The sequence below is a fragment of the Enterobacter sp. E14S genome, assembly GCF_055666685.1.
The window spans coordinates 495,649-522,194 of sequence record NZ_JBVODQ010000001.1 but is presented as its reverse complement, the minus strand read 5'-3'; the positions used below and the strand labels follow the sequence as shown (position 1 = coordinate 522,194).

Sequence of the window (26,546 nt, the reverse complement as noted above, 5' to 3'; positions counted from 1 at the left end):
CTGCTGGCTTATATTATGCAATTACATTTAGCCCGTGCGGCCCTTAAGATGTCAAATCTCTGGGAGCAGACAATAGAGATGGATAATTCAAAACTGATCGCCTTTTTAGGCCATGAACCGCAGACCCCTCTTACCGAGGCCGTGCGTTCTACACTAGCGGGCCTGGGCTGTATTTAACATAACCTGCAGTTTAGAAAGGGTTGAAAAATGTCTGATATACTTCAGCTTTTGATAAACACAGTCGTAAGCAAATGGAAATTGAATTAAATAAAAGTGTTAAAGAGAGAGTTTTCCATGCTGTCATTTTTGAAGTGACGGCCAACGTTATCATCGCGCTGTCACTCGCCTGGCTGATGAACGTGTCGGTACTTCAGTCAGGCTCGTTGTCCGTGATATCTGCACTTACCGCAACGGTCTGGAATTTTATTTTTAATAAGCTCTTTGATTCCCTGCAGAAAAAACATCAGTTTCAACGTACATTTCTCGTTCGCGCAATCCATGCGGTTGGTTTTGAAACGGGACTTATCATCTCCTTAATCCCTGTGGCAATGGTTATGCTGAACCTGACCGTGACGGAGGCATTTTTTGTTGAGATTGGCCTGGTGCTGTTTTTCCTGCCCTATACGATGCTGTTTAACTGGCTTTACGACTACCTGCGCTGGACGTTCGTTGGACGGAAGCGTTCGGCGTTATAGCTAAGTGGAATAAGGTAAAAAATGAATACAACCCGCGGGACAACAGAACCGGATTGGTCTATTTTTCCAGCTCAAACCCTGACGTTTTAAATATGCCATTTTTCCGCTTCGGCATCGGAAAAGACTGCATAAATTGATGACTGTCACATTGACACGTTCTTTCGTATGGTCGCCCCACTCTCCTTCTATACTGGTTATTTCTCCATCTCATAAAGGAAGGAACCATGTTCGATCATGTGAAATTCGGCGTCAGTGATTATGAAAAAAGTAAAACCTTCTTCCTCCATGCGCTTAAGCCGCTTGGTGTAGAACTCATCGATGAAGGCACGCCAGACTACGGTGTCGAAATGAGTTCAGGCGATGTTTCGCTCTGTCTTTTTCAGACAAATGAAAAACCTGCCCTTTTGCATCTGGCGTTTGTGGCCAACACGCGCCAGCAGGTCGATGCGTTTTACCATGCCGCCCTGCGCGCCGGTGGGCGTGATAACGGCGGGCCGGGGCTGAGGTCATATGGTGAAAATTACTATGCCGCGTTTGTCATCTCGCCCGATGGCCACAATATTGAGGCGGTGTGCCATGCGCCGGAGGGCGTGTAGCACAAGGCTTTTTCAGTCACTCTCTGAGGTCAACACGACGGATACCCCTTTTTCCGATACCGCGCGGATCCAGTCCCGATCGGTATTGTCTTCTACGACGATGGTGTTCACCGATGACACATCGCCAATCACAAACGAAGACGCTGTGTTGACCTTTTCCGGAGAAGCCAGCACGACCGTCTCCGCGGCTCTGCCGGAAAATGCGCGTTTGATGCACGCTTCTTCGAAATCGCCGGTTGTCAGCCCCGCCTCAGGATGGATCCCGGTCACGCCCATAAAGAAAAGATCTGCATGAATATTTTCGATGCCTTCGATGGCCGCAGCGCCGACCGCAACAATGGAGTGCTTATACAAGCGACCGCCGATCAGAATCACCTCGATGGACGGATGATCCACGAGCCCCAGGGCGATGCTCGGGCTGTGCGTAACCACCGTGATGCGCAGGTCTGGAGGGAAAAACGTAATCAGCTCCGATGTTGTCGTGCCACCGTCAACGATCACCACCTGCCCTGATGAAATCAGCTGTGCCCCTTTCCGGGCGACCCTCTTTTTTGCATCCATCTTCACGGATTGCCGTTCGGAAAATGGCGCAATAGCAGAAGATGACGGCAGAGCGCCGCCGTGAACCCGCTGTAAACGCCCTTCTGCCGCCAGCTCGCGTAAATCACGCCGAATGGTGTCTTCAGAGACGTCAAAGAGCATGCTGAGTGCTTTTGACTGGACCTGACCTTCGGCGCCGAGCTTTTCGAGGATCAATTGTTTTCGCTGACTGGTGAGCATCATGAATTCCTGATGTTGCATGTTTTATCTTGAAAGTGCACGGTAATGCTGTTTATGATAATTACTCTACGTAAGGAGGAACAAACGTGCAATCAAAACGTGCAGATGTGCGCATCATTGACAGTGAAATCCTGTCAGATAACTGGTACAACCTTAAAAAATACACCTTCGACCTGCAGCGCCGTGACGGCGAATGGCAAAGGCAGCAACGGGAGGTCTACGACCGTGGCAACGGCGCGACTATTCTTCTCTACAACCGTGAGAAAAAAACGGTGATCCTGACGCGCCAGTTCCGCTTCCCTGTCTTTATCAACGGCCATGAGGACGATTTAATCGAAGCTGCGGCGGGACTGCTGGACAACATGGATCCCGAAAGCCGCATAAAAGCTGAAGCGGAAGAAGAGACAGGATTTCACGTTTCGAGGGTGCAGAAAATCTTTGAAGCCTATATGAGCCCGGGCTCCGTCACGGAAAAACTCTATTTTTATCTTGCCGAGTATCAGCCGAAAGATAGAACCGGCGCAGGCGGCGGGATCAAGGCTGAGGGAGAAGATATCGACGTGCTGGAAATGACGCTCGAAGAGGCATTACGCGGCATAGAAACAGGCAAGATTGTCGACGGTAAAACCATCATGCTGCTTTATCATATTGCTCTTAAAGGCATTATGTAGACTGCTGGTTAAAATCCTGATTTTGAATCTGGGTCGGTACGCTTGTCCATTACTCAAATGTAAAGCGGAAAACCTCCTAAATTTTGCAGCCTACTATATTTAGTGAACTATTTCGGGATTTCACAAAATCTTCAAAAATTCGCCGAGTCATCTGCATTTACCAGTAGAAATGCCACACGCTGGCCAGGCTACCAGTTGAGGTAGCCTGTCTTATCTGTTGGCTGGATTAAAATGCGACTCGCTACAGATAACGAAGCATATTATACTTGCTCCTCCATTCGAACAGGAGGCAAGCAACTCACGTGAAGGATACATATTACAACGACATAGCGATCAATACGCTAATTCAGAGTGAGCTGGACGCGTTTTTTGAGGATTTCAAAGGGATCGTCTTCGCCTACGCCATTATGAACAAGAAAGATCCTTCCCAGATGCGGATAATCAATAACAGCCCCGAGTGGTTTGATATCTACCTCGACAGGAAATACCAGTTCATTGACCCTGTTATCATTCGGGCTTTGCGCTGTGTTGAAGATTTTTTCTGGGAAAGTGATGTCATTCTGTCGGATGGTTATAACCTGACGCGCATTTTCAACGAAAGCGTCCAGTATGATATCTACCAGGGACAGACTTTTCCTCTGCATGACTATCTGAATAATCTTGTCGTCTTATCCGTCATCAGTCCTAAGCATTCTGGTATTGATATAGAAAAATATCGGCCACAATTTCTAAGCTTCCTTGTTCAACTGCATCAGAAGACACTCAATCTGTATAGCCAGCATCAACAGAAAAAGAATGTTTTTCTGTCTCCACGTGAGCGACAAATCCTTAAATGGGTCAGCGCCGGGAAAACCTACGCAGAAATTTCTGTTATTTTGTCTATTGCTGAACGCACCGTTAAGTTCCATATGGGAAATGTAATGAAAAAGCTCGGTGTGAATAATGCCAGACACGCAATAAAGCTTGGAACAGAACTACGCTTACTGGACGACTGAGCCTCATCCACGGGTTATAAGTGGCGTAAATGCTCCAGCATTTCGCGAAGCCAGTGACTGGATTTGTCTTTGCTAATAATGTCTTCAATAATGCTGGTGCTGGCAGGCATATAAATATAGTAAATAACCTCCCCTTTTTCAGAAACACCGCGTTGAATAACTTCAACTTTCCAGTTCGCATGGCGAAATATGGCATACATACCGCGACTGGCGACTGCGTACATTCCATGGTATTTTTGCTTTATGCAATACATATTCATCGCAAGAAACAATGCCTTACTGGCGGGCACGCCCTGCAGACTTGCGGAGTCTCGTGTTTCTTTATCTAAAAATAAACGGCTAATTTCACAGCAGGGAACATCTGCCGGGAAAATAATGGCTTCGTCAAAATAATTATGAAAGATTTCGCTTATCATCGTCGGATGCGTCGAGTTAATGAATCGCGCGCCGCATAACAACTGCCCCTCGTACATACCCAGCAAGTATGTCGTGTTTGGGTTGTCAAACTGATCCTTTTCCATATCTTCAACGCATTCAACTTTCCAGTCGAGTCGGTCCCGAAAGGTTTTTCTCCTGAGTCGAAAAAGTTCGCGGGCTAATGCTGACGGTAAATCATCGTAATCATGCAAAAAAAACTCAATAACAGAATTCATTGCTCTTATTCCTGATAATAACACCTGAAACTATTATCCCCTGTCTTTTAGGACAGCTTTCATTGTGCATGGTATTCCTTATACTTAAAAAGTACCCGGCCACTAAGTCCTCGTGAAACTCAGTGGCCAGGAGGTCAAAGACCTACGAAACACCAGGGATATATCCATTCATGATTATCTAATATTTATAGTTTCGGGTACAGAGCGTAAGAAGCACTTAGCCGATAAAATATTAAAAAACGATAATCATAAAATAATTACAATTGAAGTATTGCCCCTTAAGAATTTAAGGGGTAATATTTCCTTTTCCTATTTTTTCTCCTATTATCTCTGTTCTTACTGCTGTGCTACTCTTGCAGAAGCATGCTAAACGGAGAACCAAAATGGCCGACTGGAATCCCTCTCTTTATCTGCAGTACGGCGCGGAAAGAACGCGTCCTGCCGCTGAACTGCTCGCCAGAATTCCTCTGGATGAGGTCTCCACCATCGCTGATTTAGGCTGCGGGCCGGGAAACAGCACCGCGCTCTTGAAGCATCGCTGGCCTTCGGCGCTCATTACCGGGGTCGACAACTCCCCTGCAATGCTCGAGGAAGCAAGAGCCGCATTGCCTGACTGCCATTTTGTTGAGGCCGATATCCTCCAGTACAAGCCTGGCCAGCCGCTGAGCCTGATTTATGCCAACGCTTCGCTGCAATGGGTTCCTGACCATTACGATCTCCTGCCTCATCTCGTTTCTTTACTCACGCTTAACGGCGTATTAGCAATCCAGATGCCTGATAACTGGCTTGAACCTACTCATGTGGCGATGCGTGAAGTGGCGCTGGAACAAGACTACCCTGACCGCGGCCGCGAACCTCTCCCGGGTGTGCATGCCTACTACGATATCTTGTCCGAGGCGGGCTGTGACGTGGATATCTGGCGGACAACCTATTTCCATAAAATGAGCTCGCACCAGGCCATAATTGACTGGGTAAGCGCCACCGGCTTGCGCCCGTGGCTCCAGGAACTGAATGAGAGCGAGCAGAAACGTTTCCTGAAACGCTACCATGAACTGCTGGAAGAGCAGTATCCGCTCCAGGAAAATGGGCAGATACTGCTCGCTTTTCCGCGGCTGTTTATCGTGGCGCAACGCCAGCCCTGACGGGTTATGACCGGGCTTCTTTCAGCAGCTGCTGAATGACCTTTTCCTGCTGCGCATAATCTCCTTCGCCAAAGGCGGTATAGCGTAGCTGGCCTTTGGCATCGAAATAGTAATGCGCTGGCCAGTACTGGTTCCCGAAAGCGTTCCAGATTTGATAGTTATTATCCGTCACCACCCGGTACGGCAGCTGCCATTTATTTACCGCGTTTTTCACCGAGGCGAGCGGTTTTTCCCAGGGATATTCCGGCGTGTGAACCCCAATCACGACCAGCCCCTGCGACTGATACTTCGTGGCCCAGTCCCGCACGTGCGGGAGCGTATGCTGACAGTTAATGCAATCCCACGTCCAGAAATCAATCAACACCACCTTCCCTCGCAAGGATTCAGACGTGACGGGGTCACCGTTAATCCACCCTGTCCCCCCGCTTAATGAAGGCAGCTGGCTGCTGGGCTCTGTCATCACGACCGGCCGGAGCTTCACCGGCGCGGCTGTGGGTCTCGCCAGCGTCAAAAGTGTTGTCTCCAGACGATCCGCAACGCCGTTTGCTCCTTTCAGAAGCGAAGTCATTCCTGTCGCGTTAAATACGACTGCCGCCAGCATCGCCACGCCAGCCCCCTGCCGCAGCCTTTCCATCAGCGCCGATTTTGCTCTTAACGGCGCCATCAGCGTGCGGCCGCCGAAAACGAGCAGGCTCAGCATCAGCGCGCATCCGCTGCCGTAGGCCGCCAGCAGCGCGCCCGTCGTAATGGCCGAATGGCCCGCGATATTAATGCTGAAAATGGCGCCCAGTATGGGACCGGCGCAGGGAGACCAGAGCAGCCCCACCGCGAGCCCTGCCAGAAAAGCCGATGCCATACCGCGCGTTTGCCCGCTTCGGGTGTTCAGGACATTTCCCGCGCTGACGGCCGGACCCGCAATACGCTGGGCGAATGACGGAAAAATTAAGGCCAGCGCGGCCGTGGCCAGAATGAAGAGAGCGATCCAGCGCCCGACGATGGTTGCCTCTGCGATCCACTCGCTGGCGACGGTGACGGCCATCGCCACCAGGGTAAACATCACGATCATTCCCGCCAGCAGGGCCAGAATGTGTCGTCGCTGTCCCTGAAAACCGGCGAACAGGAGCGGAATAACCGGGAGCGTACATGGACTGAGCAGGCTTATCATCCCGCCCAGAAAAGCGATTACCAGAAACATAGACACCTCACAATACAAGTCCTGCGACGCTGCAGTGAGGCTATTTCATCGTGCGGATGTGTTCAGGATATGTGTAAAAACGCAGGTTTTGTCTGGCTCTGTATCACCCGGGCCGGGAGATACAAAGCCGTACAATTAACGGCGCGGTAGCGTAATGGAGACATCCAGTCCGCCTCCGGCCCGGTTCGTCAGGTTGAGCTTTCCTTCCAGCTGAGCGGTGAGCTGCGCGGCAATCGCCAGTCCGAGTCCTGTTCCGCCGGTATCGCGGTTGCGCGATGTTTCCACCCGGTAAAACGGCTGTAATACCGCCTCAAGTTCGTCATCGGGTATTCCCGGTCCGCCGTCAGTGATGTGAATCACCACCTCTTCGAAAGACGAATTATCAATGGCAATAACGGCATACTCACCGAACTTAAGAGCGTTATCCAGCAGGTTGGTCATCACCCGACGAAGCGCCTGTGGACGCGTAACGATCGGTAAGCGAGTATCGTTTGCCTGAAGCTGCACGTTTTTACCGATGTCCTGATAATCGCAGGCGATGCTGTTGACCCAGGCGTTCAGCTCCAGCTTCAGCGGGGTCTCTTCCAGGGATTCTGATGACCGGGCATACGCAATGCCCTCGCGAACAAGACGCGTCATGCTATCGAGATCGTTCAGGAGCTTGTCGCGAAGCTCAGGTTCCCCTGCCATCTCGACGCGCAGCTTCATGCGGGTAATCGGCGTCTGAAGATCGTGAGAAATGGACGCCAGGATCTGCGCACGCTCCCGGAGATAAGACTGAATGCGCGCCTGCATCGCGTTGAAGGCATGCGCTGCACGCTGCACCTCCAGCGGCCCTTTCTCCGTCATTGGCGTGCTGGCCGCCGGATCCAGCGAATCCACCGCGCGGGTAAATTGTGAAAAAGGCCGCACCACCTGCCGCACGGCAATCCAGGCGCACGCAGCCAGCAACAGCAGCTGCAGGATCAGCACTACGGGCAGCCAGCTGGCGACCGGCGGCATGCGTGGGATCAGGTCAATGGTCAGCGGCGCGCCGTCGCGTAACGTCAGATGCGCCTGGATGTGTGAAACGGCACCGGGAACGGCGGTGAAGCTGAGCGGGTACTGTGTCGCAAGCGTCGCTTTTAAGGTTCGGATGGCGTCCTGCGAACGCTTATCCGTCGGCGCGTTGCCGGGCTCTCCCGGCCCCAGAATATAGCGATAGTTGCCCCGTTCGAGGCGCGGAAGCCAGGCCGCGCGCTCGCTGGCCGGTAAGCGGTCTAAAATGGCGACGCTGGTTGCGACGTCGTTTTCCAGATTACCGAGCATCACCGTTCTGGCGCTGTGCATTCGTTCAATCATGACCAGCGTCAGGCTCAGGGCGTTGGCCAGCAGCAGGCCGGACAGCACGACGAGCAGCAGGCGGGCCAGCAGCGAGCGTGGCCAGAGCGTCATTCGTTAGCCTCTTTGATGGTGACCGGCATGGTAAAAACGTATCCCTCGCTGCGCACGGTCTTGATATAGGCGGGCGTGCGGGCATCTTCATTCAGGCGCTGGCGGACCCGGCTAACCAGCAGATCGATAGAACGTTCAAACAGCTCGGCGTCTCGCCCCTGCGTCAGGTTGAGCAGCTGATCGCGGGTCAACACCCGCTGAGGATGGTCAAGGAAAACGCGCAGCAGGCGATACTCCGCCCCGCTGAGCGCCACGATCACCCCTTCCGGATCGATTAAGTGACGGGCAACGGTATCGAGCTGCCATTCACCGAACATCACCAGCCGCCCGGCTTCTGTCACCTGCAAATTGGGCGGCATCGTGCGAAAGCGTCGTAAAATCGCTTTGATACGCGCCAGCAGTTCGCGGGCGACAAACGGCTTCACCACGTAGTCATCCGCGCCCATCTCCAGACCCAGGATCCTGTCCGTCTCCTCGTTGCGGGCCGTCAGCATCAGAATGGGCAGATCTTTATATTTCCCGACACGTAGCTCTCGACATAACGTAAGCCCGTCGTCGCCAGGCATCATGACATCCAGCACAACCAGGTCGATATGCTGTTTATCCAGCACGACGCGCATCTCTTTGCCGTTGGCCGCGCCCGTCGCGCGATAGCCAGACTTAACGAGATAATCGACAATCAGTTCACGAATATCCCTGTCGTCATCGACGACAAGGATATGATCAATATGCTCCACCGAAATCTCCAGACCGAAGGGTAACGTACTGAAAATAGCACATTTCAGAGCTTGTCCGCGTCAACGACGGCCTTGACGAAATCCTGCGGATCTTCCTGAGGCGGATTGTGCCCCACGTTTGCCCCGAAGGTGCGGTGCTCATATTTACCGGTAAATTTACCCGCGTAGGCCTGCGGTGCTGGATGCGGCGCACCGTTGTTCCCGCCTTCGATGGTGATCGTTGGAACGGTGATATTCGGCAGCGTAGCGAGTTTTTGCTCGTAGCTGTCGTATTTGCGCTCACCTTTTTCCAGCCCTAAACGCCAGCGATAGTTGCTGAGCGTCACCGCGACGTGATCCGGGTTATCGAGAGATTTGGCGCTGGCGTTGAAGACAGCATCGCTAAATTTCCAGTCAGGCGAGGCCTGAGACCAGATCAAACGGGCGAAGTCATGCGTGTTTTTGGCATAGCCTTCCGCACCGCGCGCGGTAGCGAAATAGAACTGATACCACCACTGCTGTTCCGCTTTTGGCGGCAGCGGCTGTTTGCCAATCTGCTGGCTGCTGATGAGATACCCGCTCACCGACACCAGTGACTTAACGCGCTCTGGCCACAGCGCCGCAACGATATCCGCCGTACGAGCGCCCCAGTCATATCCTGCAAATACCGCCTGCTTAATATTCAGGGCATCCATCAGGTTCACAATATCCTTCGCCATGGCTGAAGGCTGGCCGTTGCGTGGCGTTTTGGCTGACAGGAAGCGCGTGGTGCCGTAGCCGCGCAGAGAAGGCACAATCACCCGATAGCCTTTTGCCGCCAGCGCGGGGGCGACGTCGGCGTAGCTGTGAATATCGTAAGGCCAGCCGTGCAGTAAAATAACCGGCTGGCCGTTTTTCGGGCCGATGTCGACATAACCGACATTCAGATCGCCGGCGTTAATTTGCTGCGGATGATCAAAGGCTGCCGCGAAATTTGTGCCGGTGACTTCAGCCTGACAGGACATCACGGTGCCAAGAGAAACAGTCAGTGCGAGAGTTGAGTACGCGAGTTTGCTAAACATGTTGGTATCTCCGGTTGAGTACAGTTCACGGGGATATAACAACACGGCAATGTATAGCGGATATGTGCGAAAGCGGGTTTATTGCAAGCCTGTGTATGTATCAGCGACGCAGATACAGTGTGATACAAACCCAGGCCTTGTCGCCTTAAAGGGTGATGCGATAGCGGACGTAATCGTCGGCTTGACCGTATTTGTCATAAAGTTTGCGCGCCGGGTTGTTCTCCCGGGTGACCCAGTACAGTTTTGACCACCCTTCGCGCTTGCCTTCCTCAATCAGAGCATCAATAAGCGCCTTACCGGCTCCCACCCCGCGTTCGTCGGCATCAACAAACAGATCTTCCAGGTAGCAAACGGGGGCCGTTGACCAGGTTCCTTCGTGCAGAATGCACATCGCGAAACCGATGACCTTTTCATCCGTTTCTACCACGCGGCAAAACATCGAGGAATGCGCTGAGAGCGCCCTTTCCCATGTCGATGCGGTGACGGATTCCTCGAGGTAACAATCATAAAAATGGGTATAGCCATCCCACAGCGGTCGCCATTGGGAATAATCGTCTTCACGTAGAGGTCTTACCGTGACAGCCATGTGTTCCTCACATTACAAGTCGATCGCCATTTCAAAACAGCGTAAATCAGCTCCCTCCATACGCGAGTGATGATAGTTTTCGCGCAGCGTGACAAACCCCAGCTTCTGATAAAACGACTGGGCGTTAGGAGTTGCATCCAGCCTCAGACGGGTTATGCCCCGGCTACGGGCTTCATTTTTGAGCGCCTCGATAATCCGGGTCGCCATGCCTTTACCGAATGCCGCGGGCAAGGTGAATATCGCCTCCAGACAGTGGGTATCCAGATCCAGATAGCCGGTCGCCGCAACGCCGCCCGTTTCATCTTCCACCACGTAAAAAGGGTATTCAATGACCATCTGCCGATAGTGTTCGGGCATGAGATCCGGCGTCCAGCGCGCAATGACGTCGGCGTCGTAACTGGTTTTACAGCCGTGACGAATCGCCTGATTGCGAATATTCCAGAGTATTTCGGCTTCCTGCGGGTTGGCCCGTCTTAATGCCATGCTGACCTCTGCAATTGTTAGTAGTATGGGAAAAGTGCTCGCTGGGATAGAGTGCCGTTAAGATGAAAATACCAGAACGCAAACAAAAGCATAACGCTTAAATATGGAGATCCGCGGATGACGATACCGACGCTCACGACAGAACGCTTACTGCTACAACCGCTGGTTGCTGAAGATGCGGCCCAGATACAAAAGCTTTATCCGCGTTGGGAGATTGTCCGCTATATGGTCTCTTCCGTGCCCTGGCCCTACCCGGATAACGGCGCGGAAAACTATGTCAAAAACGTGGCGCTGCCGGATATGGCGAAAGGGATCGCCTGGTTCTGGAGCATCCGTCGTCGCGAGGTGCCGGATGAGTTGATGGGTATTATCTGTTTGTATGACGTTGAAGATAACAACCGAGGATTCTGGTTGGCCCCGGAGTTTCAGGGCCAGGAATACATGCGAGAGGCCAGCATTGCCGCGACGGATTACTGGTTCAATACCCTAAACAAAAACGTATTACGCGCCCCGAAAGCCGCCGCCAACAGCCGCTCACGGCGTATTTCAGACAGTAGCGGCATGCGGCTTATCAGAACGGAACAAAAAGCCTACGTCAGCGGCATGCTGGATTCTGAACTGTGGGAAATCACCCGCGACGAGTGGAACGCCCGTCAGGTCAGCTGATAATGCTTATCCGGCATCAGCCTTTCCGGAATGTTATCTTCATCGTTCATCTGCAGCAGATCGCGTTCCATCATGTTGCAGATGGCGTCCAGCGGCAGATCGTTATCTTCTGTGCCGAACGGGTCTTCCAGCTCTTCTGCCAGGGTGTCCAGCGAGATAAAGGTGTAGGAGATCAGCGCCGAGACAAACGGCGTCATGTAGTGCAGATCTACAACCAGCGCGAAAGGCAGCATGATGCAGAACAGATAGACCGTTCGGTGCAAAATCAGCGTATAGGCAAACGGCACCGGCGTAGTCGCAATGCGTTCGCAGCCGGAGAGGACGATGGACATATCGTTCAGACGGTTGTTCAGGCTGTGGAACAGGATGTCTGAAAGCTGCCCGTTACGCCGCCGCACGGCCAGCCACTCCCCCATGATCAGTAAAATACGGTTCGCCGGCGAGTTGGCGCTCATCACGTGACGCAAATCGTCCGGAGCAAGATAGCGAGAGAGCTGTTCGGCGTTCAGGTCCCGGCGCAGGGTCATGCGCAGGCAGTTGGCAAAAGCAATCTGCAGGCGGACAAATTCCCCCAGGTGCTTATCGTCAGGCAAGGTGTTTTTCACCTCGCGAAACAGCGAGCGTGCCGCTATCATCAGCTGCCCCCAAAGCAGGCGAGCCTCAACGTAGCGCGAATAACAGGCGTTGTTTCTGAAACCGAGAAAGATAGCGATCGCCACGCCGAGAATGCTAAATGGCGCCACGGTAAATTTGATGCCCAGCGAGGTATACCACGGCAGCATCAGGATAACGGCGATTGAAAGCAGGAAGTTGAGCAGCAGTCGGGTGTAAATTTTGGGAAGTACCGAACCGTGCCAGACAAAAATCAGTTGTAGCCAGTGCTGTTTAGGACGAACAATCATAGTGAGTTTCAGGAAGGAAAAGAGCGTGGCTATTAAACGTGATCTCCCTCACGGTTGCAAGCATGTTAACGGGACATTGAATTTTATGACCTGCTTAGCGATAACCGCACGGTGCTGCATGCGGTTTTAAAAAAAGAGCACATAGTATGTTGTAACTAAATTAAGATGTAATTAAACCCGGCCGAAACCGGGTAACGTCATTAGCAAAGGGGTTTCACCGCTGCGCGCATTCCCTTCAGGAGAATCGCGTCAAGATCCAGGGTGACCTGGTCGACAAGCCCGGAGACCTGCGTGAGATCCAGTTCCCAGTGCTCGCTCACGCTCAGTACGGACTGCACCAGCTCACGGGTGCTCAACTGCTGGTCGCGGTGCTGCGCCCAGAGCTGCTGATAACGTTCCAGCCAGAAAGCATCATCCTGCACCGGATAGTTCTCCCCGTTACGCTCCCCGCGATAAAACGCTATCAGTGCAGCCAGCGCGAACGTCAGACGTGCAGGCAATTGTCCGCTTGCGTTCTGCCCTGCCAGCAGCTGCGGCAGAATGCGGGTGCGGTATTTGGTCATGCCGTTAAGCGCAATGGAAAGCAGCTGGTGTCTGATATAAGGGTTGCGAAAACGCCCTGTTACCGCGCTGGCGAATGATTCCAGCTCGTCACGCGGCAGATCGAGGACCGGAATGATCTCCTGATAAATCGCTTTTTCGACAAACGCGCAGATCTCTGCATCGTTCATCGCCTCGCCTACCGTCTCTAACCCAGCCTGGAATGCCACCGGCACCAGCGCCGTATGCGCGCCGTTCAGGATAGCGACTTTGCGCTCTTTGTACGGCCTGATGTCGTCGACAATCAGCACATTCAACGGGTACTTATCCAGACGGAGTTCCTGCGCAAGAGATGCCGGCCCCTGGATAACGAACAGATAGAAATGTTCAGCGGTGTCGAGGAACCCATCGTGATAACCCAGCTCAGCCTCCAGCGTGGCCGCTTCGTCGCGCGGGTAACCGGTCACGATACGGTCAACCAGCGTCGAGCAGAAGCTGTTGGCCTCGTTAAGCCACTGGATAAAGGCTGCAGGCAGCGCCCACTCCCGGGCATAGCGCAGAACGAGTTCACGCAGCGCATCGCCGTTGTAGTCAATCAGCTCGCACGGAATAATGATCCAGCCTTTATCCGCTGCACCGTTGAAGCGGCTATAACGCTCAAACAGCAGTCGCGTCAGCTTCGCCGGGTAGCTCACCGCAGGGGCATCGTCGAATCGGTCACCCGCGTGGTAGCTGATACCCGCTTCGGTTGTGTTCGAGAAAACAAAGCGCATGTCCGGATTGTGCGCCAGTTTCAGGAACGCATCATACTGGCCGTAGACGTCGATCTCCCGGTTAACCGAGCGGATAAGACGGCTCTCACTCACCGCTTCACCCTGCCCGTTCAGGCCGCGAATGATTGTGGTATAGAGACCATCCTGAGTGTTCAGCGACGGCGGGAAGTCGCTCTGAATAGGACGGACGATAACCACACCGGCGTTAAGATCGGTATGTTCATTTAGCAGGTCAATTTGCCAGTCGACAAACGCACGCAGGAAGTTGCCTTCGCCAAACTGAATAATGCGTTCCGGGTATTGAGCTCCGGGAAAATCACGACGGTTGAGCGTGTTCACATGAGGGTTCCTTTATGATTAGTCATACAGCCTGATAAGATTGGTACGATAACTTATCAAAACTTAACGACCAGAAACCCTGTTTTGATCAATCCACGGCGTAGTTGTACAAAATAATCATAAGAACTTATAGAACACGGACGTGGCCGTCATGGCGCCGTCCGGCATCAGGGCATAGCGCGGGATCTCCCCCACCTTTTGCCAGCCGGCACGCTGGTAGAACGTCTCGGCGCCGCTGCCGGTGGAGGTATCGAGCACCAGAACCGAAATATCTCTGGCCCGCGCCTCCGCTTCAAGCGCTTCCATCAATGCCATCGCGGCACCTTTGCGGCGCGCTTTCTCGTGAACCAGCAGCTTCGCCACATCGGCGCGATGCGGTTGGTTTTCCGGCTGGTCTGTGATCAGCTGCACCGTTCCGATGACGCCTTCCTGCGGGTCGATACAGGCCAGCACCAGACGCTCGTTGCGCCCTACGCTTTCAGCGATGCCGCGCCAGAACGAACGAGCCTTATCCAGACTAAAGGGAAGCATAAAGCTGACGGATGCCCCGCCGCTCACACAGTTTTCGAGGATCCCGGCCAGCGCATCAAGATGGGTGAGAATTTCGTCTCGGGTGAGGTTTTTGATTTGCAGTGAGGTATTCATTGTTTTTCCTTACGTTGAATACCGTCACTGTGCATTTAACATCTTCTTAACGCAAACGGTTCGGACATACGCTTTTGTTATGTTACCGGGCTCGCTGGCGCTGCTGTTTCATGGCATACATCTTTTCATCGGCATCTTTTAACCACTGCTGCAGGTCGTTGCCGTTATGATCGAATTCACTGAGCCCCCACGAGAAATGGAGCGACCAGGGATGTAGCTTGCGGGCGTTATAGTTTTCTACCTGCTCGGCAAGATACTGCATGGCAATCCAGGCGCCCTGCTCATCCGTATCCGCGAACAGCACGGCGAACTCGTCCCCGCCAAAACGCACCAGCAGATCCGCTTCACGGAAAGAGGCGCGCATCAGCTGCGCCATCGCTTTCAGCGCCTTATCCCCCTCTTCATGACCAAAGCGATCGTTAATTTCCTTAAAGCGATCCAAATCCAGCCAGCCGAGCGTGAGCGGCTCAGCGCGACGCCGGGCAACGGAAAGCGTGAACCGCACGAGCTGATTAAAGCCCCGACGGTTGAATAGCCCGGTTAATTCATCCGTGGTCGCCGCGCTGATGGCAGCAAATTCATCCTCTGCCAGCGCGCCAAGGTCCCCCAGCACGGCGAGGTCGGCGGCAGAAAACTCGCGGGGAGCGTAATCAATCAGGCACAGCGAGCCAACGCTTGCGCCGTCGCGCAGGCGCAGCGGGAAACCCGCGTAAAAACGCACGCGAGGCTCACCGGCCACCAGCGGGTTATCCGCAAAGCGATCGTCCTGAAGCATATCCCCCACCACCAGCGGCGCTTCGGTGAGGATCGTATGCCCGCAAAATGAGATATTGCGCGGAACGCTGCCGGGCGCCTGACCGTCAGCCGACTTCACGATTAGCGAATGCTCATCAATGAGATTGACCATCGCCAGCGGCACCTGGAAGAAGCGTTTTGCCAGACGCGTTAAGCGGTCAAACGCCGGGGAACTGTCGATCTCAAGCAGACCTGATTCTCGTAGCGAGTTGAGTCTGTCTGTTTCATTTTCAGGGGTTGCAGGTGCTTTCATAATGTCTCCTGACGTAAAGCGTTACTAAAAGCGTAGCTTAAACAGAGACATTGTCAGTGTTCTGACATCCTGTTAAGCCGCTTACTATTCACGTCAATGCCTTATGACGATTAACGCAGCTATGTTTCACTCCCGGAGGACGCGGCAATTTGCTCGTCCGCAACCCGGGCGCTGGTACGGTTTCGACCCGCTTTTTTGGAACGATAGAGATGATCGTCCGCTTCGGCCATAAGCTTGTTGAAGACCTCGGTCAGCTGCCAGGACTCAGCCTTTCCGCTGCCGAGGCCAATGCTGACCGTCAGATAGAGCGTCTGGTGGCGCCATGTAAAAGGATGACCGGCAACGGTGGATCGGATACGTTCAGCCAGTTCAAAACCATGCTGCGCGTCGCCTGAATTGACCACCACGGCGAACTCTTCCCCGCCCATGCGCGCCACCATGCCGTCTTCGCCGACGACCTGCTGAACCTGTCGGGCAAACGACGCCAGCACGCGATCTCCGCACTCGTGGCCGTAGTTATCATTAATGCTCTTGAAATAATCAATATCCAGCAGCATGACTGTCAGAAAACGCGTGTGCCGGTACGTCTCTTCATGCTTTAACGCCTCATAAAGCCCGGAACGCGAGTAGACGTGCGTTAAAAAGTCATAATCCGCCCTCAGTGAAACCTGGCGGATCAGGGAATTAATCGCCGCCATGCTGACGGATACCATCACCGGGCAGATCGCCATCGTTGCGATCCCCAGCCGGGCTGAAAACATCATTGGCGTCGTAAACGGCGTCGCCACGGCGATATTAATAATCGAGTTGGCGACCAGAATGATTTCAGTGGCCCCGGTGATAAACGTCAGCAGACAGGTGGCGGGCAATGAGTAACGAACCGCACACCAGATAAGCGCAGGCAGAGGAAACGAGAGGCTCCCCGCTCCGCCAATCACCACCGACGCGACCACCGAGACGATCAGCGCCATCACCGGCAGCAGCTGCTCCAGACGGAGCCTGAGCTCACGCCCGGGCATACGTAACGTGAGCATACAGGGCACAACAAGCACGCCGGTTGAGAACTGCTCGCTAAACCAGTCGGCAAACAGCGGCCAGAAGGTATGACTGTCAATCCCGACCGACCCTACCGCGCCGAGCAAGGCGCAAAGCAGCGCGGCAATCAGACAGTAGTTAAACAGGCGCAGTGCGTTAAGCGGATCGGGGGTTTTCTTCATCAGCCGCTTGTCGCGCTGAACCAGCACGGCGACGACGACGATAAAGATCATGTTTGACAGGTTGATCACCACGGAGGCCATACCCCAGTTGGTCGTTACCGCGTCGTACAACAGCATCGCGACATAACATACCGCGTAGTAATGCAGGCGATTCAGGTAAACATAGCGGGCAAAAATCCCTGCCATGACGCCATTCAGCGGCCAGAACAGCGACAGGGCCTCAACGAGCCGTAATTCCGCGCCCACAAAATAGAATAAGGTGGTGAGGATGAAGATCGTCGCTGCATTTCGCAGCGGCGTATCAACCTGGAACGGCCTGAAAGCGGTAAGAGCAGAACGCATTAAATATCATTCCATATGAAAGCTTATGGCAATTATTGCGGTCGTCAGCATGATCGGGACTAACTTGGGATGCATCTATAACACAAATAACACAGGAGCATAACTCGTCAAATTTAGGCGTTCATCTGCAGCACCAGCCAGTGGTGGATAACGCTGACGATATAATTTTGTTGCTGCGCCGTGAGCGTTACGCCCTGTGGAATGTTATGCCATTTTGCCAGACAGCCACGACAACAGGTGGCGGTGGCATGCTGGGCGATAAACACCGGGTGACCGCGCATGGGCGTCTGCTTACCGTCGTTGGCGGGGTGTGCGGGCGCAAGGCGCTTTTCGACAAAATCCGCGGCGTGCCGATCAATGGTTTCGGGGCCTTTGTCCCAGCAGTACTGTCGTTCCTTATCGCCTAAGCGAAAGCGCGAGCGAAATGTCGATCGCGCCAGGCGGGAAAAGAGAGGCTCCAGATCGGACATCAGTATACGGAACGTCCCAGGCGCTGGGTCAGTTTCTCCAGAACCGCCACGCCGGCAAGGGAATTTCCCGTTTCATCCAGTTCCGGGCTCCAGACGGCTATCGCCATTTCATGCGGCACAATCGCCACGACCCCGCCGCCAACGCCCGATTTAGCCGGAAGCCCAACGCGCCAGGCAAACTCACCGGCGTTTTGATACATCCCGCTGGTGGCCATCAGCGCGTTAACCTGCCGGGCCTGAAGCGAAGAAACCACCTCCTGATCGAGATGCGGCGCGTGCCCCTGGTGCGCAAGGAACAGGAACGTCTGGGCCAGCTCAACGCAGCTCATTTTCAGGGCGCAGTAATGGAAGTAGTTTTGCAGCACGGTCGCCACGTCGTTGTGGAAATTACCGAAGGATTTCATCAGCCATGCGATAGCCGCGTTACGGGCGGAGTGTTCAAACTCCGAGCGTGCCACCACTGCATCATAGGCAATATCGTCAACGCCCGAGAGCTGGCGAACAATCTCCAGCATTCGCTGGCGCGGTGCGCTGAGGCGACTTTGCAGCATATCGCAGACCACCAGCGCCCCGGCATTGATAAAGGGATTCCGCGGTTTACCCTGCTCAATCTCGAGCTGAAGCAGCGAGTTGAAAGGCTGGCCGGAAGGATCTTTACCGACACGCTGCCAGATCTCTTCTTCTTCATACTGACGCATCGCCGCAACCAGACTCAGCACTTTCGAAATGGACTGAATGGAAAAACGCTCAGTCGCATCGCCTGCCTGGTATCGCTGTCCGTCGATGGTACAGATAGCAATCCCCAGCTTATTCCCGCTCACCGAGGCAAGGGCCGGAATATAGTCGGCAACCTTCCCCTTTCCAATTAACGGACGAACCTGCGCCAGAATCTCGTCCAACATCTCATTATGGATGACCGCAGCCACACTTTGCTCCTTGCCCTCAGGCTAAAACGGGCTGCGAGTATAACAGAGGCTTATGTATTGCGTCAGGCGCTAAGACGAAAACGCGAAACGGCCTGCAATAAAAGATCGGATTGCTTTTGCAGCCGCTCAGAGGCATCCGAGGCGTCTGAGACCAGCAGGTCCGTCTGCCGGGAGACCTGATTCAGCGCCTGAAGCTGGCGCGTCATCTGGTGAATACTGTCTCCCTGGCTGAGCGTGGCGGTTGAGATCTCATTAAGCAAACTGCTTAAATTGCCCACCAGACCGGTGACCTGCTGCAGATTCTCTTCCATCAGGGTAACGGCGCGGGAACCGTCTTCAATCCCCTGCAGCGAGCGGTTGATGAGCTCCTGAATGGTCTGCGTCGAGTGGCTGCTTTTTCTGGCCAAAAGCCCGACTTCCCGCGCGACGACGGCAAAGCCGCGCCCCTGGTTTCCGGCATGGGCCGCCTCGATAGCGGCGTTCAGCGCCAGGATGTTGGTCTGAAACGCCACGCTGTCGATCATCGCCACGATCCCGCGCATCTCAGAAGATCGGTCGACGATCGCCTGCATGGACGCATTCACGGTAGACATCATCCGGTCGCCCCCCACGGCGGCCTGACGCGCTTCATCGGCCCGCGAGCTGGCAAGCCTGGCATAGCCGGTATTCCCTTCCACATGGCTTTCCAGCGCCGCGATATGCGCCGTTACATCCTCAAGCTCTTTCGCCTGGCGCGCTGACTGCTGATACAGCTTCTGGTTACCCTGCGCAAGGGAGTCAATGTTCTCCACCATCGTTGCGGTGGCATGGCTGACCTGCGTCACCAGCTGCTGCAGACCGTTCTGCATCGTCGCAATACTGTCGCTAAGCTGACCTATCTCCCGGTTGAAGCGCATGACCTTCGGCGGCGTGCCGGAGAGATCCCCTGCCGCCAGCCGGTTAATATGCGCAATCAACCGACGCAGCGGCGTAATCACCCATCTGGACATGCCGAACCAGACGACAGCCGCGATGGCAAGCAGCAGCACCGGCGCAAACAGGAACAACGTTTGCAGGCCGGAGAGCTGCGCCATTAGGCTCTGACGCCCCTGCATGGCCTGCTTCTCGCTTGCCTGCTGATAGCGCGCATAGTTGTCGTTAAAATCAGACTGAAACGCCTGAGCCGGTACGGCAAAAAACGCGTCGATCGTGTTGGTCTTGAGAAGCCCTTCAGCCTGCTCGTTGATCGCGCCGTAGAAAAGCTGATAGCTGTTCACCAGGGCATCGTCTTTCGGCGGATTCAGCGCCAGCCAGGCCTTCCACGCCTGCTGAGAAACCGCCAGCGCCTTTTGCGCATCGTCCATCAGGCTGTGCCAGCTTCCGTCGGAGCCGGTCTCTTTATCCTGCATAAACCAGACGCCGGACCGGTTAAGCAGGTCGCTTGCCGCCAGCAGGGAAACGCGGGCCAGATCCAGCTTGCTCTGCTGCTGCCAGGCCAGCAGGTTTTGCTGCTCGTTGCGCTGGGCGTCGTTCAGGGAGGCGTTAAGCAGAAATGAGGAGGAGAGCTGCAGCGCGGAGAAAAGGCCAATAATGCAAAAGATACTCGTCAGCAGGCCAAAGTGACGAGGGGTGAGACGCTGCGCAATACGGCGAAAAATTTGCGTTAGGTTCATAATTATCTTCATTAACAATGCGTTAGACGCGAGCGAGTCTACGAAATGAAAATGACAGAACCATTGCAGATAAATGACAACGGCCCTCGTGATGAGGGCCGAAATCACAGGCGGGCGATAAATTACACGCGATCCTTCCAGACCGTCTGCACGTTGCAGAACTCGTGCAGCCCAAAGTGGGAAAGCTCGCGACCAAAGCCGCTTTTCTTCACGCCGCCGAAGGCCACGCGCGCGTCGCTGGCGCTAAAGCCGTTGATAAACACCCCGCCACACTCCAGTTCGCGGGAGAATCTATCCGCAAGCGCTGCGTCAGCGGTAAAGACGGTGGCGGACAGGCCAAAGTCGCTGTCGTTGGCAAGCGCCAGAGCGTGCTCCGCGTCTTTTGCGACAGTCACGGCCGCGACCGGACCAAACAGTTCCTGGCGGAACGCCGTCATCGACGGGGTGACGTTGGTCAGCACGGTTGGCGCGTAGTAATTGCCCTCTCCGCTGATTTTCTCTCCGCCCAGCAGCAGCGTTGCCCCTTCGGCCAGGGTGGCCTGCACCTGCTGATGCAGCTCATCGCGCAGGTCATAACGCGCCATCGGGCCCAGGTAGTTCTCTTCTGCTTCCGGCGCGCCCATCTTTAACGCGGCGACAGCGTCGACGAAGCGGCGGGTAAAGGTATCTGCAATCCCCGCTTCCACAATGAAGCGTTTGGCCGCCGCGCACACCTGCCCGGTATTCTGGTAGCGACCCGCCACCGCCGCCTTCACTGCTAGATCCAGGTCGGCATCGTTAAGGACGATAAACGGGTCGGAGCCGCCCAGCTCAAGAACGCATTTTTTCAGCGCGGCTCCTGCCTGCGCGCCAATGGCCGCACCGGCACGCACGCTGCCGGTGACGGTCACCGCGGCAATACGGCGATCGCTAATCGCCTGGCTTACGCCGTCATTGGTGGCGTTCACCCAGCCGAATACGCCTTCAGGGAAACCGGCATCCGCAAAGATCTGCCCAATAAGTTCCGCAGAGCCGAGCACGTTTGGCGCATGCTTAAGCAGATAGCTGTTACCTGCCAGCAGAATGGGCACCGCGCCGCGCAGCACCTGCCAGAGCGGGAAGTTCCAGGGCATTACCGCGAGAATCGGCCCCAGCGGACGGTATTCGATAAGAGCGTTGTGGTTTTCCACCAGCGTGGATTCCGCACGCAGCATCGCCGGGCCATGCTCGGCATACCAGTCGCACAGACCGGCGGATTTTGCCACTTCCGCCCGCGCCTGCAGGATGGGTTTCCCCATTTCACGGGAGATGGTCTGCGCCATCTCTTCTGCGCGGTTTCGCAGCGCTGCGCCGAGATCCCGCAGCTTCTGCGCCCGATGGGACACGCTTTCGCGTCGCCACTGGCGATACCCCGCATCAGACTGAGCAATCGCGCGTTCAACCTCTTCCGCCGTCGCCCAGGCGAAGGCACCGAGGGTTTCCCCCGTTGCCGGGTTAACAGAGAGGGCATGTGTAGCAGATGAATATTTCATGATGTTCTCCACGCATTTCGGTTGATTCATTGTGGCTCACTCTGCTATTTCTTAAAAATGAATAATACTAACCACCTTATTCACGAAACGAGAATGCCATGGACTTAACCCAGCTTGAAATGTTTAACGCCGTCGCGTTGACGGGCAGCATCACCCAGGCGGCGCAGAAGGTGCATCGCGTGCCGTCTAACCTGACGACCCGCATCCGCCAGCTGGAAGCCGATCTTGGCGTTGAGCTGTTTATTCGTGAGAACCAGCGTTTGCGCTTATCCCCCGCCGGGCATAACTTCCTGCGCTACAGCAGGCAGATCCTCGCCCTGGTGGATGAGGCGCGCATGGTCGTCGCGGGTGATGAGCCGCAGGGGTTATTTGCCCTCGGCGCGCTGGAAAGCACCGCCGCGGTGCGCATTCCCGAAACGCTGGCGCAGTTTAACCAGCGCTATCCGCGCATCCAGTTTGCCCTATCTACCGGGCCATCCGGGACGATGATTGATGGCGTACTGGAGGGAACCCTCAGCGCCGCCTTCGTCGACGGGCCTCTGTCGCACCCGGAGCTGGAGGGCATGCCGGTCTACCGGGAAGAGATGATGCTGGTCACGCCTGCCGGGCACGCCGAGGTCGCCCGCGCCGCGCAGGTCAGCGGCAGCGACGTTTACGCCTTTCGCGCAAACTGCTCGTACCGTCGACATCTGGAAAGCTGGTTTCATGCGGACAGAGCCACCCCCGGCCGCATTCATGAGATGGAGTCCTATCACGGCATGCTCGCCTGCGTCATTGCGGGCGCGGGCATCGCGCTGATGCCGCGCTCGATGCTGGAGAGTATGCCGGGACATCATCAGGTTGAAGCCTGGCCGCTGGCGGAAAACTGGCGCTGGCTCACTACCTGGCTGGTGTGGCGGCGCGGGGCGATGACCCGCCAGCTGGAAGCTTTTATAGCGCTGCTAAACGAACGTCTTCAACCAGCGCCTTCTCCATAAACAGGCTGAGCGGATCGTCAGCGTACGGGGCAAACGCCGGACGCAAATCATATCCGCACTGCTCGTACAGGCGAATCGCGGCGCGCTGTTTGATGCCCGTCTCCAGCCTTACCGTGTGGCAATGGCGGCTCAGGGCCTCATCTTCCAGGGCGGCCAGCAGCGTCTCGCCGAGATGCTGCCCGCGATGGGCCGGATCGATATAGACCCGCTTCATCTCCCCCGTTCCGTCGCCGTTGAGCACGATGGCTCCGCAGCCTACGGCGTGCAGCTGCTGGTCACGAATGACCATCAGGATCAGCGAGGTTTCAGGCAGCGCAGACAGGTCGAGCAGATGGTTGCTTTCGGCGGGATAGAGTTCGCTCTGATAGCGGTCAAGCGCCGCGATCAGCGTGAGAATGTCCGGATGACGTGCAGATTCAGAGGTAATGGAATACATGGCAGGCTCCTTGCTGTTTTTATATCAACATAGCTCAGGCCTGCCGGGGTGGTTCATAGTATTAACTTATAGCGCGTCACTCAGCTAGCGCAGGAAGATTCGCCCTTTCAGATACAGGGTCGCCTGGCCGCCAATCAGCACGCGGTCGCCCTTCAGCTCGCAGCGCAGATCCCCACCACGGTATGACACCTGGCGAGCATTGAGTGACGTTTTGCCCAGCTTTTCGCTCCAGTAAGGGATCAGCATGCTGTGGGCGGATCCGGTGACCGGATCTTCCGGCACCCCTTCGCCCGGACAGAAGAAGCGGCTGACGAAGTCATATTCTTCTCCCGGCGCCGTCACGCAAACCATTTTATCCAGCGGAAGCATGGCCCCAATATCCGGCGTTAACGCTTCAACCTGCTGCTGGCTCTCCAGCACCACCATGTAATCGCGTCCGACGCGCACCTCTTTTGCCGCCGTGATGCCCAGCGCGCTAAACAGCACCTCAGGTGGGTTTTCGACGACTTCCGTCGACCACGCGGGGAAGTTCAGCGTCAGCCAGTCGCCGCTGCGTTTGACGGTCAGCTCGCCCACGAAGCGCGTGGTGAAGGTGATTTCGGTATGCGGATAATCAAGGTATTCGAAAATGACGTGCGATGCGGCAAGCGTAGCGTGACCGCACAGGTTAATTTCATCCAGCGTGGTGAACCAGCGCAGCTCAAACCCGCCGTCGGTGCGCACGAAAAAGGCCGTCTCAGACTGGTTATGCTGCTGCGCCATTTTGAGCAGCGTTTCGTCCGGCAGCCACTCTTCCAGAGGACATACCGCTGCGGCGTTGCCGCCAAAGGTTTTATCGCTGAAGGCATCCACCAGATAAAAATCAATTTCCTGCATTGTCTCTTCCTCTCTTGTTATGGGTTTTTAGCGCAGAAAAACTGTGCCTTTCAGATAAAGCGTGGCCTGTCCGCTCATCAGCACGCGCGAACCTTTCAGCTCACAGCGCACATCTCCGCCGCGCGCTGAAACCTGACGGGCGAACATCGTGGTTTTGCCCAGCTTTTCGCTCCAGTAAGGGATCAGCATGGTGTGCGCGGAGCCGGTGACCGGGTCTTCCGGGACGGAAACGCCCGGTGAGAAAAAGCGGCTGACAAAATCATACTCCCCCTCACCGCGCGCCGTAACGCTCACCTTATGCTCGCCTGGCGTCATCGCCGAGAAGCGCGGCGCAAGCGCTTCAACCTGCTGGCGATTCTCCAGAACGATCAGCCAGGCGCGCCCTTTACGGGCTTCAACGTAGCGGCTAATACCCAGCGCCGAGAGCATCTCCGGCGGGGGTGTCTCTTCATGGGTTGGACATGCCGGGAAGTCCAGCGTCATCCACTCCCCCTCCCGGCTGACCGTCAGGCGGCCAGAGGCGGTTTCAAAGTGGATCCGCGAATCCGGGTAATCCAGCTCGGTAAACAGCACGTGCGCGGCCGCAAGCGTAGCGTGGCCGCAGAGATTGACTTCGGTAAGCGTGGTAAACCAGCGTAGCTCAATGCCCCCTTTACTGCAGACGAAAAAAGCCGTTTCCGACTGGTTATGCTGCTGCGCCATTTTCAGCAAGGTCTCATCGGGTAACCATTCCTTGAGCGGGCAAACGGCGGCCGGATTGCCGCCAAACGAGGTATCGCTGAACGCATCTACCAGATAAAAATCAATCTCCTGCATTGTCTTACCGCCTGTTTTTATTGTGTTGTTCTTTTATATTCAATGAAAACGGTGTTCCCGGCTACCGCTTTCATAAGGTAAATATTGAGATCTGCGTCACATAATGGTTGAGTTTTCGCCGTTCGACGTTTTAAGATCGTCCCCTCTTCTTTTCAGCAACGAATCTCCGACATCCCTATGACAACGAACACAGTTTCCCGCAGGGTTGCGTGGCTACGCGTGGTCACGCTGGCCATTGCCGCGTTTATTTTTAACACCACAGAATTTGTTCCGGTTGGGCTGTTGTCTGACATCGCTGAAAGTTTCCAGATGGAAACGGCGCAGGTGGGCATTATGTTGACTATCTACGCCTGGGTTGTGGCGCTGATGTCCTTGCCGTTTATGCTGCTGACCAGCCAGATGGAGCGGCGCAGGCTGCTGATCGGCCTGTTTTTGCTGTTCATCGCCAGCCATGTCCTGTCGTTTATGGCATGGAATTTTACGGTGCTGGTCATTAGCCGCATCGGCATTGCCTTTGCCCATGCGGTGTTCTGGTCGATCACCGCGTCGCTGGCTATTCGACTCGCCCCAGCGGGTAAACGCGCCCAGGCGCTGAGCCTGATTGCCACCGGTACCGCACTGGCGATGGTGCTGGGTCTGCCGATTGGCCGCATCGTAGGGCAATACTTCGGCTGGCGTACGACGTTCTTCGCCATTGGTATGGGCGCGCTGGTTACGCTGGTATGCCTGATTAAGCTGCTCCCCGCGCTGCCGAGCGAGCATTCCGGCTCGCTGAAAAGCCTGCCGCTGCTGATGCGTCGCCCGGCGCTGCTGGGTATCTACCTGCTTACCGTTATTGTGGTGACGGCCCATTACACGGCGTACAGCTACATTGAACCCTTTGTGCAGGTGGTGGCGGGCTTTAGCGCAAACTTTGCCACCGTCCTGCTGTTGATCCTCGGCGGAGCGGGCATTATTGGCAGCGTGCTGTTCGGTAAGCTGGGTAACCGGCACGCCTCGACGCTGGTGAGCTGCGCTATCGGTCTGCTGCTGGCCTGCCTGCTGCTGCTGATGCCTGCCGCAGGCAGTGAAAGCCATCTGGCGATCCTCAGCCTGTTCTGGGGCGTGGCGATCATGATTATTGGTCTGGGCATGCAGGTGAAGGTCCTGGCCCTGGCGCCGGATGCAACGGACGTCGCCATGTCGCTGTTCTCAGGGATTTTCAATCTGGGGATTGGCGCGGGCGCGCTGGTGGGAAATCAGGTAATACTGCACGTATCGATGTCGGCGATTGGCTATCTGGGCGCCATTCCGGCCCTGGTGGCGCTGGTCTGGTCAGTGCTCATCTTCCGTAAATGGCCGGTGGCGCTGGAGGAAAAGGGTCAGCACGGGTAAGCCTTCTTGCCGGGCGGCGGCTTCGCCTT

28 protein-coding genes are annotated in these 26,546 nt (G+C 55.3%); 8 read left to right on the top strand and 20 right to left on the bottom strand.

The window, feature by feature from the left end:
* Positions 1-251 precede the first annotated feature (251 nt).
* Positions 252-695 (top strand): PACE efflux transporter, encoded by a 444-nt coding sequence (locus ACZ6J2_RS02510; protein WP_047653315.1) that lies wholly within the window; start codon positions 252-254, stop codon positions 693-695.
* Positions 696-919: 224 nt separating this feature from the next.
* The gene (locus ACZ6J2_RS02505; protein WP_409244772.1) at positions 920-1,291 is read left to right on the top strand and encodes a VOC family protein; all 372 of its coding nucleotides are present in this window, start codon (positions 920-922) and stop codon (positions 1,289-1,291) included.
* A gap of 12 nt (positions 1,292-1,303) precedes the next feature.
* On the opposite strand, the gene ACZ6J2_RS02500 is transcribed toward ACZ6J2_RS02505, so the two are convergent.
* The gene (locus tag ACZ6J2_RS02500) at positions 1,304-2,071 is read right to left on the bottom strand and encodes a DeoR/GlpR family DNA-binding transcription regulator (protein ID WP_471725057.1); all 768 of its coding nucleotides are present in this window, start codon (positions 2,069-2,071) and stop codon (positions 1,304-1,306) included.
* Positions 2,072-2,157: 86 nt separating this feature from the next.
* On the opposite strand from ACZ6J2_RS02500, the gene ACZ6J2_RS02495 reads away from it, so the two are divergent.
* Positions 2,158-2,742 carry a GDP-mannose pyrophosphatase gene (locus tag ACZ6J2_RS02495; RefSeq protein ID WP_471724686.1) on the top strand — a complete coding sequence of 195 codons (585 nt, stop codon included), beginning with the start codon at positions 2,158-2,160 and terminating at the stop codon, positions 2,740-2,742.
* A 302-nt stretch (positions 2,743-3,044) separates the two neighbouring features.
* Complete coding sequence (locus tag ACZ6J2_RS02490; RefSeq protein ID WP_023311808.1) at positions 3,045-3,737, top strand: helix-turn-helix transcriptional regulator; 693 nt, start codon at positions 3,045-3,047, stop codon at positions 3,735-3,737.
* A gap of 14 nt (positions 3,738-3,751) precedes the next feature.
* Here ACZ6J2_RS02490 and ACZ6J2_RS02485 read toward each other — a convergent pair whose 3' ends face one another.
* A complete protein-coding gene (locus ACZ6J2_RS02485; protein ID WP_048974759.1) occupies positions 3,752-4,390 on the bottom strand; it encodes an acyl-homoserine-lactone synthase in 639 nt (212 codons plus the stop codon).
* A 383-nt stretch (positions 4,391-4,773) separates the two neighbouring features.
* On the opposite strand from ACZ6J2_RS02485, the gene tam reads away from it, so the two are divergent.
* Positions 4,774-5,532, top strand: a complete 759-nt coding sequence (tam, locus tag ACZ6J2_RS02480) for a trans-aconitate 2-methyltransferase (RefSeq protein WP_471724684.1) — start codon at positions 4,774-4,776, stop codon at positions 5,530-5,532.
* Positions 5,533-5,536: 4 nt separating this feature from the next.
* Here tam and ACZ6J2_RS02475 read toward each other — a convergent pair whose 3' ends face one another.
* The 6 genes from ACZ6J2_RS02475 to ACZ6J2_RS02450 form a co-directional block, all read right to left on the bottom strand.
* A complete protein-coding gene (locus ACZ6J2_RS02475; protein ID WP_471724683.1) occupies positions 5,537-6,727 on the bottom strand; it encodes a cytochrome c biogenesis protein/redoxin in 1,191 nt (396 codons plus the stop codon).
* Between the two features lie 135 nt (positions 6,728-6,862).
* A complete protein-coding gene (locus ACZ6J2_RS02470; protein WP_471724681.1) occupies positions 6,863-8,161 on the bottom strand; it encodes an ATP-binding protein in 1,299 nt (432 codons plus the stop codon).
* Entirely contained in the window at positions 8,158-8,898 is a 741-nt protein-coding gene (locus ACZ6J2_RS02465; RefSeq protein ID WP_033145553.1) for a response regulator, read from the bottom strand. The genes ACZ6J2_RS02470 and ACZ6J2_RS02465 overlap by 4 nt, the downstream gene beginning before the upstream one ends.
* Before the next feature lie 44 nt (positions 8,899-8,942).
* Entirely contained in the window at positions 8,943-9,938 is a 996-nt protein-coding gene (locus ACZ6J2_RS02460) for an alpha/beta fold hydrolase (protein ID WP_219939641.1), read from the bottom strand.
* A 145-nt stretch (positions 9,939-10,083) separates the two neighbouring features.
* Entirely contained in the window at positions 10,084-10,524 is a 441-nt protein-coding gene (locus tag ACZ6J2_RS02455; RefSeq protein ID WP_096151538.1) for a GNAT family N-acetyltransferase, read from the bottom strand.
* 12 nt (positions 10,525-10,536) lie between these two features.
* Positions 10,537-11,007, bottom strand: coding sequence for a GNAT family N-acetyltransferase (locus ACZ6J2_RS02450; protein WP_471724680.1), 471 nt, complete (start codon positions 11,005-11,007; stop codon positions 10,537-10,539).
* 117 nt (positions 11,008-11,124) lie between these two features.
* Between ACZ6J2_RS02450 and ACZ6J2_RS02445 the strand changes: the two genes are divergently transcribed.
* On the top strand, positions 11,125-11,673 hold the full coding sequence (locus ACZ6J2_RS02445; protein ID WP_471724678.1) for a GNAT family N-acetyltransferase: 549 nt from the start codon (positions 11,125-11,127) through the stop codon (positions 11,671-11,673).
* Here the strand turns inward: ACZ6J2_RS02445 and ACZ6J2_RS02440 are convergent.
* From ACZ6J2_RS02440 to sad, 9 genes are all read right to left on the bottom strand, one after another.
* A complete protein-coding gene (locus ACZ6J2_RS02440; RefSeq protein WP_368525270.1) occupies positions 11,661-12,575 on the bottom strand; it encodes a bestrophin family protein in 915 nt (304 codons plus the stop codon). The genes ACZ6J2_RS02445 and ACZ6J2_RS02440 overlap by 13 nt on opposite strands.
* Before the next feature lie 200 nt (positions 12,576-12,775).
* The gene (locus ACZ6J2_RS02435; RefSeq protein ID WP_471724677.1) at positions 12,776-14,227 is read right to left on the bottom strand and encodes a tagaturonate reductase; all 1,452 of its coding nucleotides are present in this window, start codon (positions 14,225-14,227) and stop codon (positions 12,776-12,778) included.
* Positions 14,228-14,344: 117 nt separating this feature from the next.
* On the bottom strand, positions 14,345-14,872 hold the full coding sequence (locus tag ACZ6J2_RS02430; protein ID WP_471724676.1) for a GNAT family N-acetyltransferase: 528 nt from the start codon (positions 14,870-14,872) through the stop codon (positions 14,345-14,347).
* Positions 14,873-14,954: 82 nt separating this feature from the next.
* Positions 14,955-15,920 carry a sensor domain-containing diguanylate cyclase gene (locus ACZ6J2_RS02425; protein WP_023311795.1) on the bottom strand — a complete coding sequence of 322 codons (966 nt, stop codon included), beginning with the start codon at positions 15,918-15,920 and terminating at the stop codon, positions 14,955-14,957.
* 119 nt (positions 15,921-16,039) lie between these two features.
* Positions 16,040-17,479: a sensor domain-containing diguanylate cyclase gene (locus ACZ6J2_RS02420; protein WP_471724675.1), complete on the bottom strand. Its 1,440-nt coding sequence runs from the start codon at positions 17,477-17,479 to the stop codon at positions 16,040-16,042.
* Between the two features lie 113 nt (positions 17,480-17,592).
* Positions 17,593-17,949 carry a DUF4186 domain-containing protein gene (locus ACZ6J2_RS02415; protein ID WP_471724674.1) on the bottom strand — a complete coding sequence of 119 codons (357 nt, stop codon included), beginning with the start codon at positions 17,947-17,949 and terminating at the stop codon, positions 17,593-17,595.
* Complete coding sequence (gene glsB, locus ACZ6J2_RS02410; protein WP_471724673.1) at positions 17,949-18,875, bottom strand: glutaminase B; 927 nt, start codon at positions 18,873-18,875, stop codon at positions 17,949-17,951. Before glsB ends, ACZ6J2_RS02415 begins: the two co-directional genes overlap by 1 nt.
* A 62-nt stretch (positions 18,876-18,937) precedes the next feature.
* A complete protein-coding gene (locus ACZ6J2_RS02405) occupies positions 18,938-20,527 on the bottom strand; it encodes a methyl-accepting chemotaxis protein (protein ID WP_471724672.1) in 1,590 nt (529 codons plus the stop codon).
* A gap of 122 nt (positions 20,528-20,649) precedes the next feature.
* The gene (sad, locus tag ACZ6J2_RS02400) at positions 20,650-22,038 is read right to left on the bottom strand and encodes a succinate-semialdehyde dehydrogenase (RefSeq protein ID WP_471724671.1); all 1,389 of its coding nucleotides are present in this window, start codon (positions 22,036-22,038) and stop codon (positions 20,650-20,652) included.
* 98 nt (positions 22,039-22,136) lie between these two features.
* Here sad and ptrR point away from each other — a divergent pair, with 98 nt between their 5' ends.
* Positions 22,137-23,015 carry a putrescine utilization regulator PtrR gene (gene ptrR, locus ACZ6J2_RS02395; protein WP_048974740.1) on the top strand — a complete coding sequence of 293 codons (879 nt, stop codon included), beginning with the start codon at positions 22,137-22,139 and terminating at the stop codon, positions 23,013-23,015.
* Here the strand turns inward: ptrR and ACZ6J2_RS02390 are convergent.
* The 3 genes from ACZ6J2_RS02390 to ACZ6J2_RS02380 all read right to left on the bottom strand — a co-directional run bounded on the left by ACZ6J2_RS02390 (position 22,969) and on the right by ACZ6J2_RS02380 (position 25,143).
* Positions 22,969-23,451, bottom strand: coding sequence for a GNAT family N-acetyltransferase (locus tag ACZ6J2_RS02390; RefSeq protein WP_471724670.1), 483 nt, complete (start codon positions 23,449-23,451; stop codon positions 22,969-22,971). The two genes, ptrR and ACZ6J2_RS02390, sit on opposite strands and share 47 nt — an antisense overlap.
* Positions 23,452-23,535: 84 nt before the next feature.
* A complete protein-coding gene (locus ACZ6J2_RS02385; RefSeq protein WP_168979449.1) occupies positions 23,536-24,327 on the bottom strand; it encodes a PhzF family phenazine biosynthesis protein in 792 nt (263 codons plus the stop codon).
* Between the two features lie 27 nt (positions 24,328-24,354).
* On the bottom strand, positions 24,355-25,143 hold the full coding sequence (locus tag ACZ6J2_RS02380; RefSeq protein WP_471724669.1) for a PhzF family phenazine biosynthesis protein: 789 nt from the start codon (positions 25,141-25,143) through the stop codon (positions 24,355-24,357).
* A 177-nt stretch (positions 25,144-25,320) separates the two neighbouring features.
* Here ACZ6J2_RS02380 and ACZ6J2_RS02375 point away from each other — a divergent pair, with 177 nt between their 5' ends.
* Positions 25,321-26,517, top strand: coding sequence for a sugar transporter (locus ACZ6J2_RS02375; protein WP_471724668.1), 1,197 nt, complete (start codon positions 25,321-25,323; stop codon positions 26,515-26,517).
* Positions 26,518-26,546 lie beyond the last annotated feature (29 nt).

Excerpts from the sequence above, each read along its gene's own strand:
- ACZ6J2_RS02380 (WP_471724669.1), bottom strand. The coding sequence starts at position 25,143 with ATGCAGGAGATTGATTTTTATCTGGTAGATGCGTTCAGCGATACCTCG.
- ACZ6J2_RS02460 (WP_219939641.1), bottom strand. The coding sequence starts at position 9,938 with ATGTTTAGCAAACTCGCGTACTCAACTCTCGCACTGACTGTTTCTCTT.
- ptrR (WP_048974740.1), top strand. The coding sequence starts at position 22,137 with ATGGACTTAACCCAGCTTGAAATGTTTAACGCCGTCGCGTTGACGGGC.
- sad (WP_471724671.1), bottom strand. The coding sequence starts at position 22,038 with ATGAAATATTCATCTGCTACACATGCCCTCTCTGTTAACCCGGCAACG.
- ACZ6J2_RS02375 (WP_471724668.1), top strand. The coding sequence starts at position 25,321 with ATGACAACGAACACAGTTTCCCGCAGGGTTGCGTGGCTACGCGTGGTC.
- ACZ6J2_RS02475 (WP_471724683.1), bottom strand. The coding sequence starts at position 6,727 with ATGTTTCTGGTAATCGCTTTTCTGGGCGGGATGATAAGCCTGCTCAGT.
- ACZ6J2_RS02445 (WP_471724678.1), top strand. The coding sequence starts at position 11,125 with ATGACGATACCGACGCTCACGACAGAACGCTTACTGCTACAACCGCTG.
- ACZ6J2_RS02420 (WP_471724675.1), bottom strand. The coding sequence starts at position 17,479 with ATGCGTTCTGCTCTTACCGCTTTCAGGCCGTTCCAGGTTGATACGCCG.
- ACZ6J2_RS02505 (WP_409244772.1), top strand. The coding sequence starts at position 920 with ATGTTCGATCATGTGAAATTCGGCGTCAGTGATTATGAAAAAAGTAAA.
- ACZ6J2_RS02450 (WP_471724680.1), bottom strand. The coding sequence starts at position 11,007 with ATGGCATTAAGACGGGCCAACCCGCAGGAAGCCGAAATACTCTGGAAT.
- ACZ6J2_RS02485 (WP_048974759.1), bottom strand. The coding sequence starts at position 4,390 with ATGAATTCTGTTATTGAGTTTTTTTTGCATGATTACGATGATTTACCG.
- tam (WP_471724684.1), top strand. The coding sequence starts at position 4,774 with ATGGCCGACTGGAATCCCTCTCTTTATCTGCAGTACGGCGCGGAAAGA.
- ACZ6J2_RS02390 (WP_471724670.1), bottom strand. The coding sequence starts at position 23,451 with ATGTATTCCATTACCTCTGAATCTGCACGTCATCCGGACATTCTCACG.
- ACZ6J2_RS02470 (WP_471724681.1), bottom strand. The coding sequence starts at position 8,161 with ATGACGCTCTGGCCACGCTCGCTGCTGGCCCGCCTGCTGCTCGTCGTG.
- ACZ6J2_RS02415 (WP_471724674.1), bottom strand. The coding sequence starts at position 17,949 with ATGTCCGATCTGGAGCCTCTCTTTTCCCGCCTGGCGCGATCGACATTT.
- ACZ6J2_RS02385 (WP_168979449.1), bottom strand. The coding sequence starts at position 24,327 with ATGCAGGAAATTGATTTTTATCTGGTGGATGCCTTCAGCGATAAAACC.
- ACZ6J2_RS02510 (WP_047653315.1), top strand. The coding sequence starts at position 252 with ATGGAAATTGAATTAAATAAAAGTGTTAAAGAGAGAGTTTTCCATGCT.
- ACZ6J2_RS02425 (WP_023311795.1), bottom strand. The coding sequence starts at position 15,920 with ATGAAAGCACCTGCAACCCCTGAAAATGAAACAGACAGACTCAACTCG.
- ACZ6J2_RS02430 (WP_471724676.1), bottom strand. The coding sequence starts at position 14,872 with ATGAATACCTCACTGCAAATCAAAAACCTCACCCGAGACGAAATTCTC.
- ACZ6J2_RS02405 (WP_471724672.1), bottom strand. The coding sequence starts at position 20,527 with ATGAACCTAACGCAAATTTTTCGCCGTATTGCGCAGCGTCTCACCCCT.
- ACZ6J2_RS02455 (WP_096151538.1), bottom strand. The coding sequence starts at position 10,524 with ATGGCTGTCACGGTAAGACCTCTACGTGAAGACGATTATTCCCAATGG.
- ACZ6J2_RS02500 (WP_471725057.1), bottom strand. The coding sequence starts at position 2,071 with ATGCTCACCAGTCAGCGAAAACAATTGATCCTCGAAAAGCTCGGCGCC.
- ACZ6J2_RS02440 (WP_368525270.1), bottom strand. The coding sequence starts at position 12,575 with ATGATTGTTCGTCCTAAACAGCACTGGCTACAACTGATTTTTGTCTGG.